This window comes from Aeromonas sp. 30P, from assembly GCF_051919805.1.
Classification (GTDB): domain Bacteria; phylum Pseudomonadota; class Gammaproteobacteria; order Enterobacterales; family Aeromonadaceae; genus Aeromonas; species Aeromonas veronii.
The window spans coordinates 647,159-666,482 of sequence record NZ_JBQBEA010000001.1; the positions used below are offsets into that span (position 1 = coordinate 647,159).

Below are 19,324 nucleotides of genomic sequence, written 5' to 3' on the forward strand. Positions count from 1 at the left end.
TTAAGGTGGAAAAACCTGTAGTTCTGGGCACCCTGGGTACCGTTTATGGCATCAAGGGCTGGCTTAAAGTGAACTCCTTCACCGATGTTGCCGAAGCGATTTTCGATTACAACCCCTGGCTGATTAATCAGAACGGGGCGTGGCGTGAAATTCGGGTTTCATCCTGGAAACGTCACAACAAGGGTCTGATCTGCAAACTCGATGGTATCGATGTGCGCGAAGATGCCCTGGCATTGACCAATGTCGAGATTGGCGTACCCGCCGATCTGTTGCCTGCGTTGCCTGAAGGTGAGTTCTATTGGCGTGACCTGATTGGTTGCTCCGTGGTGACCACCAAGGGATACGACCTGGGCAAGGTGACCGAATTGATGGAAACCGGCTCCAACGATGTGTTGGTGGTTGAGGCCAATGTAAAAGATGCCTTTGGTGCAAAGGAGCGGTTGATTCCGTTCCTGGAAGTGCAGGTGATCAAGAATATTGATCTGACTGCTCGAACAATCGAAGTTGATTGGGATCCTGGTTTCTAGTTTCCCGCGCTAACACGGGTGCCGGAGGTTTCTTATGTGGATTGGGGTCATTAGCCTCTTCCCTGAAATGTTCCGAGCCATTACCGAGCACGGGGTAACGGGTCGGGCCGTCAAGAGTGGCCTGCTGCAGATTGAGTGCTGGAACCCTCGGGAGTTTACCCACGATAAACACCGTACGGTCGATGATCGTCCTTATGGTGGTGGGCCCGGCATGTTAATGATGGTTCAGCCGCTGCGTGACGCGATTCATGCAGCCAAGCAAGCGGCGGGAGACGGGGCGAAAGTCATCTATCTCTCTCCTCAGGGACGCAAGCTGACTCAAGCGGGCGTAACCGAGTTGGCGACGAATCAGAAACTGATTCTGGTAGCCGGTCGATACGAAGGTATCGATGAACGCGTGATACAAACCGAAGTCGACGAAGAGTGGTCTATCGGGGATTACGTGTTAAGTGGTGGCGAGTTGCCTGCCATGACCCTGATCGATGCGGTTTCGCGTCTGGTCCCCGGGGTTTTAGGCGATCAGGCCAGTGCCGAGCAAGACTCCTTTACGGATGGCTTGCTGGATCATCCCCACTATACTCGGCCGGAGGTGTTGGATGGATTGGCGGTGCCCGAGGCGCTGACAAGCGGCAATCACGAAGTGATTCGACGCTGGCGTCTCAAGCAGTCGCTCGGACGAACCTGGCAAAGAAGGCCGGAACTTATTAACAACCTAGCTCTGACTGACGAGCAAGAATCACTTCTTGCCGAGTATGTCCGCGAAGTGCGTGACAGCGTTAAGTAGAGTTTTCAGTTTATCCTAGGTAAGGAAAGACAATGAGCAAGATTATTCAGCAGCTTGAACAAGAGCAACTGCGTACCGACATCCCGGCTTTTGCCCAGGGCGACACTGTACGTGTTCAAGTTCGTGTTAAAGAAGGTGGTAAAGAGCGTCTGCAGGCTTTCGAAGGCATCGTTATTGCCAAGCGTAACCGCGGTCTGCACTCTGCTTTCACCGTTCGCAAGATCTCCAACGGCGAAGGTGTTGAGCGTGTATTCCAGACTCACTCTCCGCTGATCCACAGTGTAGAACTGAAGCGTCGTGGTGATGTTCGCCGCGCCAAACTGTACTACCTGCGCAACCTGTCCGGCAAAGCTGCTCGTATCAAAGAGAAGCTCAACTAATTCGATTCGAATTGGTGTCGGTATGTCGGCGAAACGCTCGACAGGTAGTGAAAAGGCTCGCCAATGGCGAGCCTTTTTTGTATCCGTCTATTGGCTCTCTGGTTGCCGTTACTGGATGACCCGAACTACCGAGTTGTCTCGCCCGAAGGGGCCTGGCACATAGTCATCCGCTGCCCAGTCATTCTCGTAGAGGGTTTCCCCTGCCGGTGTGATGAGCTGGTAGCAATATTCGAAGTACCCCGGGCCGTCGGTCGGCAGATTGAGGGTGGCTTTGAACTCGCCGCTCTTCATGCGTTTCAGCTCGACCGGTTGCCACTGGGTGAACTCGCCGATCAGCATCACCTGTTCTGCCCCAGCAGCTGCCTCTTTCTCTACGGCAAAGGTCACCTTGACCTCGGGCTTGGACTTCAAAAACTGTTTGATCAGTGGCATGACGCCTCCTTGTCTGTGAGTTAAAAATGGCTCCTGTCTATTTTTATACCACCATATGACAAAGATGTTGATAAGGCAGATCAAGTCGGCAAGGCAAAATAGCGTTGCAGCAGACTGTGGGTGAAGTCGATCTTGAGATAGAAGCCGCGGGGCAGGGTCATTATGGGTTGACCATCGCGGCCGATAGCGCGAGTCAGCGCCTTGTTGTTGGCCGCCTTGGGCCGCAGTTGCATCACCTGGCCGTGGCGTGCGCTGATCTGCTCCACTTCTCCCAGCACTATCATGTCCATCAGCTCCTCCCAGTCCTGACGCAGTAGCCGATCTTCCTCTTCATTCGGGCTCCACATCAGCGGCATGCCGACCCGCCGCTCGCCAACCGGGATCTCGCGGCTGCCTTCCACCGGGATCCAGAGCACCCGGGAGAGCTTGTTGCGCACGTTGGACTCCTCCCAGCGCTGACCGCTGACGCCGATCAGCGGCGCAACGCAGACGAAGGTGGTCTCCAGCGGTTTGCCTTGAGGATCCACGGGGATCGTCTTGAGTTCGATCCCCAGCTCCGGGAAGTCCTGCTCCGGCTTGCTCCCTGCGCTGGCCCCCAGTTGCAGCTCGATCAACTGACCGACCCACCCCTTGTCACGGCGCAGGTCTTTGGGCACTGCGACACCAGCCTCGGCGGCCAGCTGCGCCAGCGTGAAGCCGGCCATGGCATAGGCGCGGCTCAATAACTCCTGCTCGGATTGGGGATTGCTTGGCATAGTTGGCTCCATCTTGCTCGCCATATTCTAACAGGGGAGGATCCCGAGAAGGATCGCTGTTTTTATAACCGATCCTGAGTGGATAAGATCAAATGCAGAGAATTTGGGGGCTATCAGTTCATCGTTATGATTTTAAAGGGTTTTGTCTGTTTTATCGAGCAGTAAGCCAGGTCTGGTTTGACCTCGAAATAGTTGTCCAAGGGTTTGTGCATGATGTTACACACAGTTATCCACAGAAATCTTGGATAAGTGGATGAAAGTGGGTGGAGTCGCTGATATGTTACAAAAAATTGTGAATGCCACCCCATTTTTACAGGGTAAACGGGGTAGATATTGTGCCACTCCTGTGGATAATTTCGCCGCGGTGGATCTTTGAGCAGTTGAACTTGTTCACAATCCGGATCATGGATCTGACTCTTGGGGGAACATGGATCTAGATCCAGTTGTTTTATCTCAAGCTTATAAAAAATAAATTTTTTATATTTCATGTCGCGTGGTGATACGGAGAGGCACTTTTCGCGTACAGTTAAAAAGTACTGTATATACCCGTTTGCTAACAGCTTTATGCACAGCCTGGGTGGGCAACTTGGGGGAGCGGATCCTTGGATTTGTTTATAAGTATGTTTGAAATTGAAAGTTATTCATGAAACAGGGGATTCACTCCTTGTTTGCTGCCACGGAGTGAATGTGGAACAATCTCCTTATAGATTCAGCCTTTATAAGGTGATCGCGTGATTGATGGCGACGGATTTCGTCCCAATGTCGGTATCGTGATCTGTAACCGTGAAGGACAAGTGTTGTGGGCTAAACGCTATGGGCAGCACTCCTGGCAGTTTCCGCAGGGGGGGGTTGATGATGGTGAAACGCCAGAGCAGGCCATGTATCGAGAGCTGTATGAGGAGATTGGCCTCAAGCCCGAAGATGTGACCATCATGGCCACCAGTCGTAACTGGCTAAAGTACCGTTTACCCAAACGTCTTGTCCGCTGGGACAGTTCACCGGTCTGTATTGGCCAAAAACAAAAATGGTTCCTGTTACAGCTGAATTCGGGCAAGGAGTCGCGGATCCAGTTCGGCTGTCATGGCCATCCCGAATTTGACGACTGGCGTTGGGTCAGCTTCTGGTACCCGGTGCGTCAGGTCGTCTCGTTCAAGCGGGAGGTTTACCGCCGGGTCATGAAAGAGTTTGCCCCGCTGGCGATGCCAGTGCCGGTAGTGCAGGTCAACAAGAAGGATGGGCGGCGCAACCGCGCCCGTTAAGGAGCACAGATTAGTTGTTAACGGAACTGAGACGTATCGTCGAGAGCATGGCCGAGGCCAATACCCTCGAGCAGGCCTTGCAAGCATTGGTGAGCCAGACCCGGCACGCCATGGCAGTGGACTGCTGCTCCGTCTATGTCTCGGAACCCGAGGTACGCCGCTATCGCCTGGCGGCTACCGACGGCTTGGCCCCGTCCGCGGTCGGCAAGGTGACCCTGCCCTACGAGCAGGGCATCGTCGGTCTGGTGGGTCAGCGGGAAGAGCTGATCAACCTGGCTGATGCCCCCGCGCATCCCAGTTTCAAATTCCTGCCCGATGTTGCCGAAGAGGCGTTCCGCTCCTTCCTCGGCGCACCCATCATGCATCAGCGTCAGGTGGTCGGCATTCTGGTGGTGCAGCAGAAGGAGAGTCGCCGCTTCGATGAGGGGGAAGAGTCCTTCATGGTCACCCTGGCGGCCCAGCTGGCGGCGCGGATCGCCCAGGCGCAGGCCAAGGGGTGGTTGCAGAAGACCGACTGGAGCAAGCCGCTGCGCGGTATTGCCGGTGCCAGCGGCATCGCCATGGCCAAGGCCTGGGTGTGGCGGCCCCGCAAGGCGCTCTCGTCCATTACCCCGCGCAAGGATGAAGACCATGCCAGCCAGCTGGCGCGGCTGGAGCTGGCGGTTGAGGAAGTGCGGCACGACTTGGAGAGTCTGGCGCTGCGTTTTCGCGAGAGCTACAGCCAGGATTCGGTGGCGATCTTCGATATCTATCTCCATCTGCTGAACGATCCCGGCTACATCAAGCCGATTCGCAACAAGGTGAGCAAGGAGCACTGGACTGCGGTCTCTGCGGTCAAGCTCATCAGCGATCGCTTGATCGAGCAGTTCAAGGGGATGAAGGATCCCTACTTGCAGGAGCGCTCCACCGACGTGAAGGATATTGCCCAGCGGCTGATCAGCCGACTGGTGCAGAATGAACCGGAACATATCTCCATCGGCGAGCCGGTGGTGCTGGTTGCCGATGAGGTGACCGCCACCATTCTGGCAGAAGTGCCCCGCGAGTATCTGACCGGGGTGGTCTCGCTCAAGGGGGGAACCAACTCCCACGCCGCCATTCTGGCCCGCGCCATGGGGGTCGCCGCCATCATGGGGGTCGATCTGCCCCTCGGCGACATCGGCGGTCGCATGCTGGTTGTCGATGGTTACAGCGGTGATCTCTTCATCGAACCCAATCAGGTGATTCTGACTGAGTATCGTCAGCTGCTGAGCGAAGAGCGGGCGCTCGATACCCTGGTGCGCAGCGTCGATAACCTGCCATCCGAAACCGCCGATGGCACCAAGGTCTCCCTGCTGCTCAACGCCGGCCTCAGTGCCGATACCGAGATCTCCCTCAACCAGCTGGCGGACGGGGTGGGTCTCTATCGCACCGAGATCCCCTTTATGCTGCAGGAGAGCTTCCCCTCCGAGTGGGAGCAGACTGCCCGCTATCGCGGCATTCTGGAGACCTACCGCAACCGGCCGGTCTGCATGCGGACGCTGGATGTGGGCGGTGACAAGCCGTTACCCTATTTCCCCATCGTCGAGGAAAACCCCTTCCTTGGTTGGCGGGGGATCCGGATCACCCTGGATCACCCCGAACTGTTTCTGGTGCAGCTCAAGGCGATGCTGAGGGCCAGCGAAGGGCTGGACAATCTGGCCATCATGCTGCCGATGATCAGCAGCGTCAGCGAAATCAAAGCCTCCCGTCGTCTGCTGGATCAGGCGTGGCGGGAAGTGTCGGAAGAGGCGGCGAGCCGCGATGCGGTGATCCGCTACCCCAGCCTCGGGGTGATGATCGAGGTGCCCTCAGCACTCTTTATCTTGCCGGAGATGGCGCCGCTCATCGATTTCTGGTCGGTGGGCAGTAACGACCTGACCCAATACCTGCTGGCGGTAGATCGCAACAATTCCCGGGTTGCCAACATCTATGATGCCTTCCATCCTGCCGTGATCCGCGCCTTGCAACAGCTGGTTGATGCTTCCCATCGCTACCAGAAGCCGGTGTCGGTCTGTGGCGAGCTGGCCGGTGATCCGGTCGGTGTATTGCTGCTGCTTGCCATGGGCTATCGCCGCTTCAGTATGAATACCCACAACATCGCCCGGATTAAGTACGTGCTGCGTCAATCCACCCTGAGCGAGTTGACCGAACTGATGGCCGATGGCCTCAAACATGACAACCCCCACGTACTGCGCGGCCTGTTTGCCCGCTATCTGGAGGAGCATGGTTTGGGCGGTTTGCTGCGAGCCGGTCATAAATCGAAACAGAGTGATTGATAATCATGCCTTGTCCCTGCTGACGAATGATCGGAAAATGCGGCTTTTATTTTGACTGGGGCCGCATATGCAGCACGATGGATATTGGGTTTTCTCGCAGATTGATCCCGTAGCATTCAGTTTGGGACCACTATCGGTACGCTGGTATGGTCTCATGTACCTGTTCGGTTTTGCGTTTGCCATGTGGCTGGCTGGCCGTCGCGCCGATGCGCCGAACAGCGGCTGGACCCGCAACGAGGTGTCGGATCTGCTGTTCTACGGTTTCCTCGGGGTGATCCTCGGTGGCCGTGTCGGTTACGTGCTGTTCTACAACTTCGATCTCTTCCTCGCGGATCCCACCTATCTGTTCAAGATTTGGACCGGCGGTATGTCGTTCCACGGTGGGCTGATCGGGGTGATCACCGCGATGATCTGGTTTGCCCACAAGACCAAGCGCCACTTCTTCACCGTGGCCGACTTTGTGGCACCGCTCATTCCGTTTGGTCTCGGTGTTGGCCGGATCGGCAACTTCCTCAACGGCGAACTGTGGGGCCGGGTCACCGATGTGCCCTGGGCCATCATCTTCCCGGAAGCCGGCCCCGAGCCGCGTCATCCCTCCCAGCTCTATCAGTTCGCGCTGGAAGGGGTGGTGCTGTTCATCATCCTCAACCTGTTCTGGCGCAAGAATCCGCCGCGCGGCGCAATCTCTGGCATGTTCCTGCTGTTCTACGGCCTGTTCCGTTTCCTGGTGGAGTTTGTGCGCCAGCCGGACAGCCAGCTCGGTCTCTACTTCCAGGAGATCAGCATGGGCCAGATCCTCTCCACCCCGATGATTATCGCCGGTGCCCTGATGATCTGGGCCGCCTACAAGCGTCCGCAGTTGTTCGGTAATGCCGTGAAGGAGGCGAAATAATGCGAGCTTATCTCGACCTGATGCAGAAAATCCTCGATGAGGGGACCGTCAAGTCAGACCGTACCGGCACCGGTACTGTCTCCCTGTTCGGCCATCAGATGCGCTTCAATCTGGCGGAGGGGTTCCCGCTGGTGACCACCAAGAAGTGCCACCTGCGCTCCATCATTCACGAGCTGCTCTGGTTCCTCAATGGCGATACCAATACCGCCTATCTGAAGGAAAACGGCGTCAGCATCTGGGATGAGTGGGCCGACGAGAATGGCGATCTGGGGCCGGTTTACGGCGCGCAGTGGCGCTCCTGGCCTGCCGCTGACGGGTCTGTCATCGACCAGATCCAGAAGGCGGTGGATGACATCAAGCACAACCCGGATTCGCGCCGCATCATCGTATCCGCCTGGAACGTGGGTGAACTGGACAAGATGGCGCTGGCTCCCTGCCACGCCTTCTTCCAGTTCTATGTGGCGGACGGCAAGCTATCCTGCCAGCTCTACCAGCGCAGTTGCGATGTGTTCCTTTTAGACAACACAGCAAATTCTGCACAATACGAACTAGCAGCATAGTAAAGAGTCAATACAAAGACATTTTATTGTCAACATTTGCTGTTTGCACAATGCAGGTCTAGACTGCTCCTAGCGATGTTAGGAGCAGAGTCATGCATGTGGTCATACAGAAGAATGAACCGATAGTTAGCTCTCAGATCGACTCAATAGAGATTGAGGCTGGTCAGAAGGCTGATGGCGTTTTGTTCTTGGATAAGCAGTTCAAAGTGGTTGAGTATCCAAGTGAGTGGTTGTCTCACGAAGCCAATCACCGCCGCATCTCCGAGCAAACCGTTGTTACGTACTCCCGTAACATGAGGTACTTTCTTGAGTACATTGATGACCGCATGAGTGATGAGTGGTCGTTAGATGAAAAGTTACTCAATGTTCATCTCTCATTACTTGAAAGCTGGGTTCGTTACCAAATTGATGATCTTAAATTGGAGGCATCGACAGTCACCAATCGAGAGATGACGATTAGGGCGTTTTATGACTACTTCACAGACAAGACGCGTCATAAGAATCCTATAGAAAACAACCCCTTCCCCAGTGACCCCATCACTAGCAAGCCCAACAACAAGCAAGTCCAGGCCGTATCTGTACGTGATGTACAGAACCTCATGTTCTGTACGCCATACGAGCGTGAACGCACCCTCCTGCAATTCCTTCTGGATTCTGGTGTCCGGATCAGTGAACTCCCTCGCGTGACGTATGGCGATGTACAAGAGGCCCAGAACTTTGTGAGTGGCTCTTACATCACTGACGGCATTGACAAACCTGCTGTAGAAGCAGGCTATGCAGCATTACTCATACATGGCTCGAAGGGTCGGCAGGACTCTGTTAAGGAGCGTCACACAGTCATCACCAAACCAACACTTGATCGCCTGAAAGCCTATCACTCAAGCCCCTTATACAAGCGATACCAGCGTCTATACGCAGATCAAAACACTGCTCCAATTTTCTTTAACACGGAAGGCCGCCCATTTACTAAGGCGTCCATCGCCGCTCTCATTACTCGCATATCTAAACGTGCAGAAAAAAATGGAACATTATCCAAAAAGGCCCATGCGCATCTTTTCCGTCATAGCTTTGCCTATCTGACTCTACAGGATACTGGTCGTGGTCATGACTTCTTAGATCGCCTTGTATTCGTCCAGAAATCTCTAGGTCATACATCTATTAAAACCACAGAGCGTTATACCAATATTCCACATGATATTTATGACTCTATTGTTAACAAGGATGGGGAAATACAATCTCGCATTGAAAAAATGCAATTACTTGTAGATTCGACAAAAACTCGTATCAAATTGGTAGATAAAAAATGAGTTGCTTAGCTGAGACCGCTTTGGCAAAAGCCATGAACTGCAACAAGCACTTGGGGAAATTGCAGCTTACCATCATCATGGCAATTTTCGATCCCGAGTTTTTATTGAACATCCCTTTTGTAAATAAAAAAGATGGTGTTGTAAGTCTGTCATGTGAGTTTTTATCAAAATTGACCAGTGTTGAAGTTAGCACTATAAAACAAATGCATGAAAATCGCCATTTCACGCAAGTATATGAGGCATTTGTCAATGCTGGTGTTATAAGGCCAAACTATGATGGCATTACTTGTAATAAAATCAGATTGTTGGAACGAGCAAAATTATATATAAGAAAACATGAAGATGTGCTGGCTGAGATACCATTGGTAAATGGACGGATATCAGTTCGTGCGTTTGAAATGTTGCCAATTTGTAAAAAGTTAGGCATTGGTGGCTTTTCAACTTCAATACATAATCTTGGAGAAGATAATGTAGTTCGCGAAGAGTATGCCGAATTTTTTAAATGGTTGTATAAATTGATCGTTTCACATGGTCATTTCGATGAAAAATCATTCGTATCATATACAGATAAAGCCAAGCAAAGGAAAAAGTTTGTTGAGGGTGAAAGTGCTTGTGCTATTTTCAATGTTGTTAGAAAGTATGAAGGGTTTACAGATAGTATTGATTCGTTAAATCACATGGAGAACACTAGCCCGCTGATGGCTCTTTTTGCTTTGGCTTCTAAACGAGTAAAGGCTAAGTCCTCCATACAAAATTATTTATCAACTTATTCTAGCTTTGTTAAGTATCTGGAAGCGAATAATATAAATCATACATCATCACTGGCTGAATGCGTCAATGATTATGTATCCTTACGTTATAAATCGTATATTGAAGATATTTTACTTGGAAAGACGCTATCTCCTTCACAAGCAAACACATACATCAGCTGTTTAAATTTGACTTTGCAGCGGCTCGTAGCCTTTGAAGAGTTTAAGGGGCGGTCTTTCATATATGCATCTGGCTTTGATGTTGGCTCATTTTCAAATAAAGCAATGGCTTATACGCCATATACTCCAGAAGAACGTAATTTAATCCAAGTGAAATTGGATAGACAGATTGTAGAGTTAAAAAACTCTTGGCTTACACCATATGTGAAATCAGTCAAGTGTCATGATTTTATCAATGCTAGCGGAAAAAGGAGTATTATTGTCAGTGATAATATTACTTTAGAATCATTAAAAAGTTGGTTCGATCATGAGTGTGACTCAATACCATTTTATTTTGATGGATATAAAGATGCTCATAGTGATGATCCAAGAAGCATTTTTAAACGAGCTCTTACCAGCCTAAAAATGCGTAAGATTTTTAATGGGAACATTAGTGAATTATGGGATATATGGAATGTACCTGGGCGTATAGTAACAGCGAAGGCGCTTATCCCTCTCTATCTTAAGCTGATCCAAGTCACAGGGATGAACCCATCATCAATTATAGACCTCGAAATTGATGATTTTGTGGTTTCACATGATGCAACAAACCGTCCATGTCTTAGATATTGGAAAGAACGTAGTACAGGGGCAAAAGAATATCACCTTGATATATTCAATTGTGACATCACTTGGTTGTCCATGGGGCAAGCTAAAGTTGTAAAAGATATTTTTGAGACCATTATAGCAATAACTAAGCACGTTAGAGTCAATGCTGGTGATGACGTTAAGAACAAACTTTTTATTTGTAACAGCACAGCTAAAAATAAATTCAATGATGCTGAGTGGCATGCTCCTATAGCTCCAACAATGAGGCAGATGTGGAATTGTTTAAAGGATTTTTCCCATGATTTGATAAATGAAAATGGAGAGGAGGTTGAGGTCGTCGCTACTCGTTTTCGTTCATCATTTATTTCTGAGTTGATTGATAATGGTGTGCCCCTTCGTGAAATTCAAATGAGTATGGGGCATGCTAATATTGGTGTTACTCTCGCTTATTTAGACAGAATGGATTTTAATAAGCAGTCTCGGAGTAAAATTTATGCGGCACTTACCAAAATATATGAAAACAGCTACGAATTAAAAAATAGACCTAATGGTGATGATGTTAGCGTAAAAAATTTACAAGAAGTGATTTACAAAACCCCATTAGGTGGTTGCAAGAATATCTTTGATCCACCTGATTTCATTAAGTCCCTAAATAGCTACAAGAGTGGAAGTGCTTGTGCAAACTTCAATAAGTGCTTATCTTGTAATAATGTAATTATTACCCGATCTCATCTTCCTGATTTATTCGCATTATATCGAGATTATATTCAGGTTGTCCGTAATACAAGGTTGATGCTGACTCCTCATGGGAAAGTCATTCAGGATAATATAGATATCCTTGAGTCTATATTAGGTGAGCGATCTGAATTTTCAGCTAAAGAATTAGAAGTTGCTAAACGGCTATCATTAAATATTGAATCTACAATCTTGATTGATGGTGTATCGCTATGAATATTGAGCATGTTGATAATGTTTTTTTTAAAAGTAACTTGCAGCAACTACTTGCTCAGATATACACGGACAATAAAAATGAAGCTAGTAAAAATGACGATATAAGCATTCTCAATTTGCTAAATTTCCCTGTGACATCAAAATCCTTGTTTAAAGATAATATTTGGGACTATACAGCAGACGTTAAAATTGCAAAAACGATGGATAGAAGCAGGCTGATAATTAGCTTCTCAGTATATGAAAGTATCCCTGAATCTATAATCGTAGAGATGAAAGTTGCTATCATATTTATTAGATTGCTTCCAAAGCTGTCTCGAAATTCACGAAAAAGTAAAGGCAAGCCTCTCTCCATGCAATCGATAACACCAATGGTAAAGTCATGGTTAGATTTTATGGATTACTTTTATAATAAAGCAGGTGAAGAATATGGCAGTGCATTCTGTAGAGATAAATATAGCTCTTTAATTGATATTACCTATCAAGACTATAAAATTTTCAGTGTTGGCTATCAAAAGGCAGAATCAACAGTCTACCACATTGAACAGGTTTTTGAGTGGTTTTCACACGACCGAATTGTAAATGCTCTTTACTCTCATCCTCCATTCTTACCTAAAATAGAGCATCTATCCATTACACAAATTGAGAAAAAAGAAGATGATAGGGAAAAGGTAATTCCTGACGAAATCTTTGATAGAGTTGTGACTATATCAAGCTGCTTGATCAGCGACTTTCTGCATAAGATGGGGTTGCCAATAAAAGATAAAATTGCTGAAAGCAAACTTGAGTTATTTAGAAATGACTTGCCACCATCAGTAATTGATATAAGTAATTCAGATATTGAGTATTATATTGGTGTGCGTCTTTACAAAAAAAATCCAGACATAGCACTTGTTAGAAGCAAGCTCAATACAGAGCTGGTTGGTGATGTCAGGGCCGCAAATCTTCAGCGCCCAGAGCAGGGCACAGAAGACATATTTAATTACACTAAGCTTGTACATGATGCAGCAATTTACATTATTGCTCAGTTCACTGGTATGCGTCCAAGTGAATTCGTAGAGATTCGTGTAGATAAACCGCTTACAAGTTCCTTTGATATTCCATGTATTTGTTCTACCGTTCATAAACATCGTTCAACTTCACGAAGGCTGTTTGATGACCTTTGGGTTGCAATCCCAGCTGTAGAAGATGCAATGGCAGCTTTAGCTGTACTGACTAGAATTCGAAATAATCCGTTTGTTTATAGTAAAAGTGAAACACTTAAATTTAGTCAGGAACCAAAAACACTAAAGAAGGGTGTGTGCACAGTAATTAAAAGTTATTTTTCTGAAATACTCACTGACGATGAGTTAAAATCAATTGATTTCTTCCCATATATGATGCGCCACACTTTGGCATATCAAATGTATAAAGTAGAATTAGGTCTCCCATTCATTTCGCATCAACTAAAGCATTTCGGTAATCTTGTTCAGTCAGTCGGTGCCGCCTCTAATAAGGGCTTTTCTAGTGACACAATGTGTTATGGTGATATCGGAGATATGTTATCTGGTATTAAAGCAGAAAAAAACAACCTTCGGCACCAGGCAGAAGTGCATCTCGTAAAAGAAATGTATGACCCTAATGGTACATATGCGGGTGTGAATGCAGATGCTCATAAGAAACGACTAAGGAAGCTTTTTGAAGGCTATCAAGCTGCTGGCTATTCAAATGATGAGGTCTTTGAGGCGATGGCCCAACAGGGAATGGCAGTTATCAATGTAGGCACTGGTATGTGCTATGGCGGTCGTGTAGAAGAGTTTGATCAAAGCCTCCCATGCATTGGTAGCCTGCGCTGTAACCCTAATCGCTGTCATCAAGCTGTGATTACAAAAGCACATATGCCCAAGTGGCGTGAGGTTTATGAGCAGAATATGAAAGTAGTGAGTCTTGGTGAATCAGAGACTAATTATCGCCAGGCTGTGGAAGCAGCTAATGAAGCTAAAGGTGTTCTGGAATATCTCGGGGTGTTTAAATGACCGCCTATGATGAGAGGAATACTAAAGAGTTTAATGATGTAACTGAGAGCATCAATGAAGCGTTAATCAAGATGCAGAACGATCGCTCTATAAAGTGTTCAATATCATCCCTTGCAAACCTTGCATCAGTTCACAGAAACACCATCCGTAATCGAGTCTGGCCTCTAGAGCGAGTGGCTGCAATCAAAGCTGCCAGGAAGGCTGAGCTTGAGGAAAAAAGAAACAATGTCATAGAGGTTGACCCAACGGTTGAACTCAAGGAAAATATTAGCAAGTGTTTAAAAGAAATTCAGTATTGGTATGGTAAATCTAACGATTTTAAGTCGTTATATGAGTCTATGACTGTTCAGTTTGTTACCATGTCGAAATCAAGGGATTTCTATATGGTTCAAGCTGATAAGTTGCAAGTTGAGCTAGAAAAAGCCAATGCTGAAATTGCAAGAATTACAGACTTATTAAATATGGTGAATGAAAAATGAAAGCATACTTGGAGCTTTTGCAAGATATTATGGATAGCGGTACGGTTAAAGGTGACCGGACTGGCACCGGTGTAAAATCGGTATTTGGGCGTCAAATTCGACATAACCTCGCTGATGGTTTCCCTCTACTGACAACCAAAAAGCTCCATTTTAAGAGTATTGCCAATGAGTTAATTTGGTTCTTAAGTGGCGACACCAATACTCATTGGCTAAATGAGAATGGCGTAAAAATTTGGGATGAATGGGCAACGGAAACAGGTGATCTGGGGCCAATTTATGGAAATCAGTGGACTGCTTGGCCGACTAAAGATGGTGGTACAATTAACCAAATCGATTATGTCGTTAATGCCCTCAAAAACAATCCGAATAGCAGGCGGATCCTATTCCATGGCTGGAATGTTGAGTATCTGCCAGACGAGTCAGTAAGCCCGCAAGATAACGTTCGTAATGGTAAAATGGCTTTACCTCCTTGCCACCTGCTATATCAATTCTATGTAGCCGATGGAAAATTGTCTGCACAATTATTTTTACGCAGTAGCGATATATTTTTGGGGTATGCCTACAACCAAAGCTCCCTCGCATTATTAACACATATGTTGGCACAACAGTGTGATCTTACACCACATGAAATAATTATTTCTTTCGGTGATGTTCATGCTTATTCTAATCATTTTGAGCAGATTAAAGAACAGCTATCTCGTGAGCCTAGAAAGTTGCCGGAGCTGAAAATTCTGCGTAAACCTGATTCAATATACGACTATAAGTTTGAGGACTTTGAGATTGTTGGGTATGACCCGCATCCACATATTAAGGCTCCAGTAGCAATTTAACCGAGCTTCTATACCAATACTGATTAAAGGACAGCCTGTAACATGCAGGCTGTCTTTTTATGCTTTTCAGTAGAGCGCCAAGTAACGTGAGTAAGTTTATATGTACAGATCTAGTTATCACCTGACACCGACCTAAAATCGGTGTCTTGTTTACGCCACTTTCGTGCGTACTACCATTGGAACCAATTTCAAGCCGTCTCCAACATGCTGTAACGGCCTGCTCTTCCACCATCCTCCCATGTTGTCAGCCAACTCCTACGCATCCTCTAAAGCCCAATGAGCTCACCTGGGAAGTCGTCATATGTCTAAATCCAATTGGAACTTGATGAAGTTCAAAGTAATTAACTGTAACTGTATGATTTTTCATAAAAATGTTGTAGTTACTCATGTAGTGAAAGCATCTAAATGAACTAAATAAAATGATGCGTTCTATTACATAATTCATTTATGGGTTGGATAGATATGGCAAGAATCCTGATGACTCGTGCTCTTGACGACAACGGCCACATCGTTGATGTCAAAGACGTTGTTAGTGGCAAAGGATGCAATTGCACATGCATCGGTTGTCAGGGCGCTGTCTGGGCTATGAAAGGGCAAGTTAAAGCCCATTATTTTTCTCATGAGCCTAATTCAATCGAGCAGAATTCCTGTACCTGGAAGCCAGAAACCGAAATACATATCCTAGCTAAAGAGATTTTAGCAACGGATAGGCAGTTGATACTTCCGATTGGAACTATAAACCCAATCTATAAAAACATAGTTTTTGATGAGATGGTATGTGAGGTTTATGAGGGCCGAGTTATCCCAGATGTAATTGGGTTCATCGATGGAGAGAAGGTTCTCATCGAAGTTGCAGTTACGCACTTTTTTGAACGAGGGAAAGTTAAAGAATTAAAGAGGGTGAATGCAACCTGCGTTGAACTTGACCTTAGTGGATTTCGTGTGAAAGGAGAGATAATCTCAAAAGAAGAGATTAGAGATTATCTTAAAAAATGCCCTAAAAAATGGGTGTCTGTGGCTCCTGTTGGCAACTTCGCCGAAATGATTTACTCCCATAATAGACAACAATTATTATCTTTACAGTATCAGTATTCATCTTTGAGTTCAAAGCATGATGCAGAGGTTAAAAGGCTTAATGCAGAATTCGAAGCGATAAAAAATACGCGCGAATCAGAACTAAGCGATATGCAAAGAGTGATTCAACAGGCTCGGAATGCAGAAAGGAATGCAAGTTCAACTCTTGAACAGTGGGATAGAATAAGGATTGATAAAGAATCATCCATTTCAGAGATAGAGGACAAAATAATCCTACTGGAAGATCAATATAGAAGCTTTGAAATGGAATTAAAAGAACGCCTTTATCATGTGCAAGAGGAGATTGATAAAAAACAAGACTTATTGAACGACCTTCTTAATTTAGATGAACTTAAGGCTGAATTTTATTCACACGTTGATGATATAAATAGAACTATTAAAGCCAAAGAGGCTCAGCTTGATGCTAATGAAGTTGAAATACGCAAGCGTTCAGCTTCCTTAGACCTAATACAGAAAAATTTAAATGATAGCCTCATCTCACTACAAGCACGAGAAGATGCCTTAACAGAAAAATCCAAAGACTTGGCAAGCATCGTGGATATTAAATCAAGAGAGCAGGCTAAAGTTATGTTTGAGCAGTTACTAAAAGAAAGGTCAAAAGATATAAAATGTCTAGAAGAGAAGAAAAACAAGGTAATTAGAGATATTGATGATTTAAGACGAAAATACGGTTCTTTTATCAAAATCCCATAACCTATTATTGTCTTTTTAAAACTGCTGCAACGCGCAAGATTCCGTTATCAACTGACAGCACACCAGGCATTGCTTGACCTCAAAAACTCCTTCTATGCACAGTTACAACAAACCAGTTCATCGTATCGATGACGACTACAGCAAGAGTTGTGCGGGGCCATGTTCCTACCTGTTGGGCTAATGTGGAATAGCGGCATCCACATGATGAATGAACACCGCCAGCAGAAGCCAATAGCCAGCTTAATAGCGTGTTCGGATTTAGTTGACCACTACATTTTTCCTGTCAACCCACTCTCGTGAACTGTTACTCCTGTCATAGCATTCCGGTTTCGAGAGTGGGATGGCTAGGGCTTGAGCAGTTGCAGCGATTCTTCTGCGGCCTTGCCTTGAGAGAGGGTGATATCGACCCGACGATTCGCCTGACGATGTTCGGGGGTGTCATTGGCAAAACGGGGTTGGGTATCTGCAACACCCTGGGCAATGACTCGTCTGGCATCCAGCTGGGGATTGGTCAGCATAGCCTGCACGATTGAGGAGGCCCGTAGTACAGAGAGCTCCCAGTTGTTGCGATAGAGCTCCACTGGTGCCTGGGAGTTATCGGTATGACCAGTGACCACCACCTGGCCTGGAATGTTGGCCAAAATGCCGGAGATCTTGTTGATCAGCGGGATGAACTGGGGTTGCAGGAACGCCGAATCAGCGGGGAACAGCGCCTTCTCGCCGATGCGGATCACCAGCTGGCTGCCGAGTTGCTCAACCTCCAGATCCTTCGATTCGATCTGGGCCTTGAGTTGCTGCTCCAGCTTCTGCTTGGTCACCTGCACCCACTCCTGCTCCTTGGTCTTGTGGGGCCAGGCTTCGGTGGCGCTCGGTTTTTCCGAGGCCCCAATGGTCTCGTTAAAAGGATCCGATGCCGCCATGGGGGCATCTTTTTCCAGTACAGTCTCTTTTTTCGGGCTGCTGGGGGTAGTTTTCGATTCCGGCTCGAGAATACCTGTGCCCCCCTGCATCAAAGGTGAGCCAGCAGGAGGGGAAATGAGGCCGATTTTACCCAGCGACTCGATAAAGCCCTGGATTAGCTCTCGGGTCTCGGACTGCTTGGCCATGGCAAAGGAGTAGAGCACCACAAACAGGGCGAACAGCAGCGTCATGAAGTCGGCATAGGAGACCAGCCAGCGTTCGTGGTTCTCCGGCGCTTCAGCCTTTTTCTTTTTGGCCACCGTGACCTCCCAGATAAGGTTCGAGGGTAACTTGTAGGCGCGCCTGAGACTCGCCATCCACGATGCAGAGAATACCAGTCAGGGTCATCTCTTTGTAGTGACGGATCTGGTGAGCAAACCCTTTGTAGCGGTTGCCAAACGGCAAGAAGATCAGGTTGGCGGCGGATACCCCGTAGATGGTGGCGATAAAGGCCACCGCGATGGCACCACCCAGCTTGTCGGGGGCATCAAGCAGACCCATTGCGTGGATCAGGCCAAATACCGCTCCGACGATCCCCATGGTCGGGCAGTAGCCGCCCATGGCTTCATAGAATTTGACCGTCTGTTCGAGATCTTCCTGCTCGAACTCGATCTCGTTCTCCAGCACCTCGTGTATCTTGGTTTTTTCGTAACCATCGACCATCATTTGTACCCCTTTCTTCAGGAAGGGATCCTTGATCTCGTCGATCATCCCTTCCAGCGCCAGCATGCCGCTGCGGCGGGCATTACCTGCAAGGGTTTCCAATAACTGGGCCTGTTCATGCATGTCGAGCTTAAGCGGAGTCAGCAGCCACTTGAAACGTTTGGCGGTTTTTCCGACAACTGAGAAGGGGAATTGGGTCAACGCGGCACCTATGGTGCCGCCTATGACGATAAGGAATGCGGGCAGATCGAGCAGTGCACTGGGGTGACCACCCTCGATAATGTTGCCGCCAAGGATGGCGATCAACGCCAGTACCAAGCCAATCAAGCTCATTTTTTACACGTCCCTGTATGGTGATAATCTAGTTAAGTATCAGTTTTTCAAAATGATATCCAATCGCGGAGCAATTAATGGGTATTTGTAACGTTCGCAAGGGGTAACAGTTCATCGAGAGTGGCTTAACAGGAAAAAGACGATCATCCCCTCCGTATTGTGTGCATCAAGCCCCTGCTAGTGAACGGTTACCTCTTGATGAACTGCCAGGATATGTACACGTAACTTGTATGGAGATGGTATTCACCTGAGAGCTGCCAACAAAAAGGGAGGTCAAGTAGCCCTTGGGTCACCCGCTGGGATAAGTTGATACTCTCTTGAGCATCAAGAAGGCAGAGATGACCTGGTCAGAGGTGACGCAGCCTCCGCAACCCGTGATGGTCTAGGTGAAACCAGTTATACATGACGACTGCATCGACCCAGAAGGTGATAAAGGCTATATGTATTGAGGCCAGTTAGTTATGAAGGGAGGTGACGAACCCATGCAACATATTTGAAGGGAATGGTGGTGATCAGATCACCACTTCCTCAGTAGTTTTGCACAAGTGGGAGCGTTCTGGGAAAAAACGTCGAGTATCCTCGGTAGCTCCGTAACTGACGG

Annotated in this window: 16 protein-coding genes and 1 pseudogene; 13 read left to right on the top strand and 4 right to left on the bottom strand. The window is 47.8% G+C overall.

What is annotated here, in order from left to right; genetic code table 11:
- Window positions 1-5: 5 nt before the first annotated feature.
- From rimM to rplS, 3 genes are read left to right on the top strand one after another with little or no spacing between them, the layout of a single operon-like run.
- Window positions 6-527, top strand: a complete 522-nt coding sequence (gene rimM, locus ACTG2B_RS03185; protein ID WP_439995188.1) for a ribosome maturation factor RimM — start codon at window positions 6-8, stop codon at window positions 525-527.
- A 34-nt stretch (window positions 528-561) separates the two neighbouring features.
- Entirely contained in the window at window positions 562-1,311 is a 750-nt protein-coding gene (gene trmD / locus ACTG2B_RS03190) for a tRNA (guanosine(37)-N1)-methyltransferase TrmD (RefSeq protein WP_005340400.1), read from the top strand.
- Window positions 1,312-1,343: 32 nt separating this feature from the next.
- Complete coding sequence (gene rplS, locus ACTG2B_RS03195; RefSeq protein WP_005313505.1) at window positions 1,344-1,691, top strand: 50S ribosomal protein L19; 348 nt, start codon at window positions 1,344-1,346, stop codon at window positions 1,689-1,691.
- Between the two features lie 108 nt (window positions 1,692-1,799).
- Here the strand turns inward: rplS and ACTG2B_RS03200 are convergent, their stop codons facing one another.
- Window positions 1,800-2,123, bottom strand: coding sequence for an isoamylase early set domain-containing protein (locus tag ACTG2B_RS03200; RefSeq protein ID WP_005348910.1), 324 nt, complete (start codon window positions 2,121-2,123; stop codon window positions 1,800-1,802).
- Between the two features lie 80 nt (window positions 2,124-2,203).
- Entirely contained in the window at window positions 2,204-2,878 is a 675-nt protein-coding gene (gene mutH / locus ACTG2B_RS03205) for a DNA mismatch repair endonuclease MutH (protein ID WP_042084339.1), read from the bottom strand.
- A gap of 731 nt (window positions 2,879-3,609) precedes the next feature.
- Between mutH and rppH the strand changes: the two genes are divergently transcribed.
- From rppH to ACTG2B_RS03255, 10 genes and pseudogenes are all read left to right on the top strand, one after another.
- Complete coding sequence (gene rppH, locus ACTG2B_RS03210) at window positions 3,610-4,137, top strand: RNA pyrophosphohydrolase (RefSeq protein WP_005357996.1); 528 nt, start codon at window positions 3,610-3,612, stop codon at window positions 4,135-4,137.
- 14 nt (window positions 4,138-4,151) lie between these two features.
- On the top strand, window positions 4,152-6,431 hold the full coding sequence (gene ptsP / locus ACTG2B_RS03215; RefSeq protein WP_005340422.1) for a phosphoenolpyruvate--protein phosphotransferase: 2,280 nt from the start codon (window positions 4,152-4,154) through the stop codon (window positions 6,429-6,431).
- Window positions 6,432-6,498: 67 nt separating this feature from the next.
- Window positions 6,499-7,323 carry a prolipoprotein diacylglyceryl transferase gene (gene lgt, locus ACTG2B_RS03220; RefSeq protein ID WP_031227775.1) on the top strand — a complete coding sequence of 275 codons (825 nt, stop codon included), beginning with the start codon at window positions 6,499-6,501 and terminating at the stop codon, window positions 7,321-7,323.
- Window positions 7,323-7,874, top strand: a pseudogene (gene thyA / locus ACTG2B_RS03225) (thymidylate synthase); the annotation flags it as partial. The gene lgt and the pseudogene thyA, both read left to right, overlap by 1 nt.
- A gap of 101 nt (window positions 7,875-7,975) precedes the next feature.
- Window positions 7,976-9,190, top strand: coding sequence for a tyrosine-type recombinase/integrase (locus ACTG2B_RS03230; protein ID WP_113978391.1), 1,215 nt, complete (start codon window positions 7,976-7,978; stop codon window positions 9,188-9,190).
- The gene (locus ACTG2B_RS03235) at window positions 9,187-11,658 is read left to right on the top strand and encodes a site-specific integrase (protein WP_439995189.1); all 2,472 of its coding nucleotides are present in this window, start codon (window positions 9,187-9,189) and stop codon (window positions 11,656-11,658) included. The genes ACTG2B_RS03230 and ACTG2B_RS03235 overlap by 4 nt, the downstream gene beginning before the upstream one ends.
- Entirely contained in the window at window positions 11,655-13,670 is a 2,016-nt protein-coding gene (locus ACTG2B_RS03240) for a site-specific integrase (RefSeq protein WP_113978388.1), read from the top strand. The genes ACTG2B_RS03235 and ACTG2B_RS03240 overlap by 4 nt, the downstream gene beginning before the upstream one ends.
- Window positions 13,667-14,149 carry a hypothetical protein gene (locus tag ACTG2B_RS03245; RefSeq protein ID WP_047437125.1) on the top strand — a complete coding sequence of 161 codons (483 nt, stop codon included), beginning with the start codon at window positions 13,667-13,669 and terminating at the stop codon, window positions 14,147-14,149. Before ACTG2B_RS03240 ends, ACTG2B_RS03245 begins: the two co-directional genes overlap by 4 nt.
- A complete protein-coding gene (locus ACTG2B_RS03250) occupies window positions 14,146-14,979 on the top strand; it encodes a thymidylate synthase (protein WP_087756501.1) in 834 nt (277 codons plus the stop codon). The genes ACTG2B_RS03245 and ACTG2B_RS03250 overlap by 4 nt, the downstream gene beginning before the upstream one ends.
- Window positions 14,980-15,456: 477 nt before the next feature.
- Window positions 15,457-16,767 (top strand): hypothetical protein, encoded by a 1,311-nt coding sequence (locus ACTG2B_RS03255; RefSeq protein ID WP_439995190.1) that lies wholly within the window; start codon window positions 15,457-15,459, stop codon window positions 16,765-16,767.
- 344 nt (window positions 16,768-17,111) lie between these two features.
- Here ACTG2B_RS03255 and ACTG2B_RS03260 read toward each other — a convergent pair whose 3' ends face one another.
- Complete coding sequence (locus tag ACTG2B_RS03260) at window positions 17,112-17,987, bottom strand: flagellar motor protein MotB (RefSeq protein WP_439995191.1); 876 nt, start codon at window positions 17,985-17,987, stop codon at window positions 17,112-17,114.
- A complete protein-coding gene (locus ACTG2B_RS03265) occupies window positions 17,965-18,723 on the bottom strand; it encodes a flagellar motor protein (protein ID WP_216961710.1) in 759 nt (252 codons plus the stop codon). Before ACTG2B_RS03265 ends, ACTG2B_RS03260 begins: the two co-directional genes overlap by 23 nt.
- Between the last annotated feature and the right edge of the window lie 601 nt (window positions 18,724-19,324).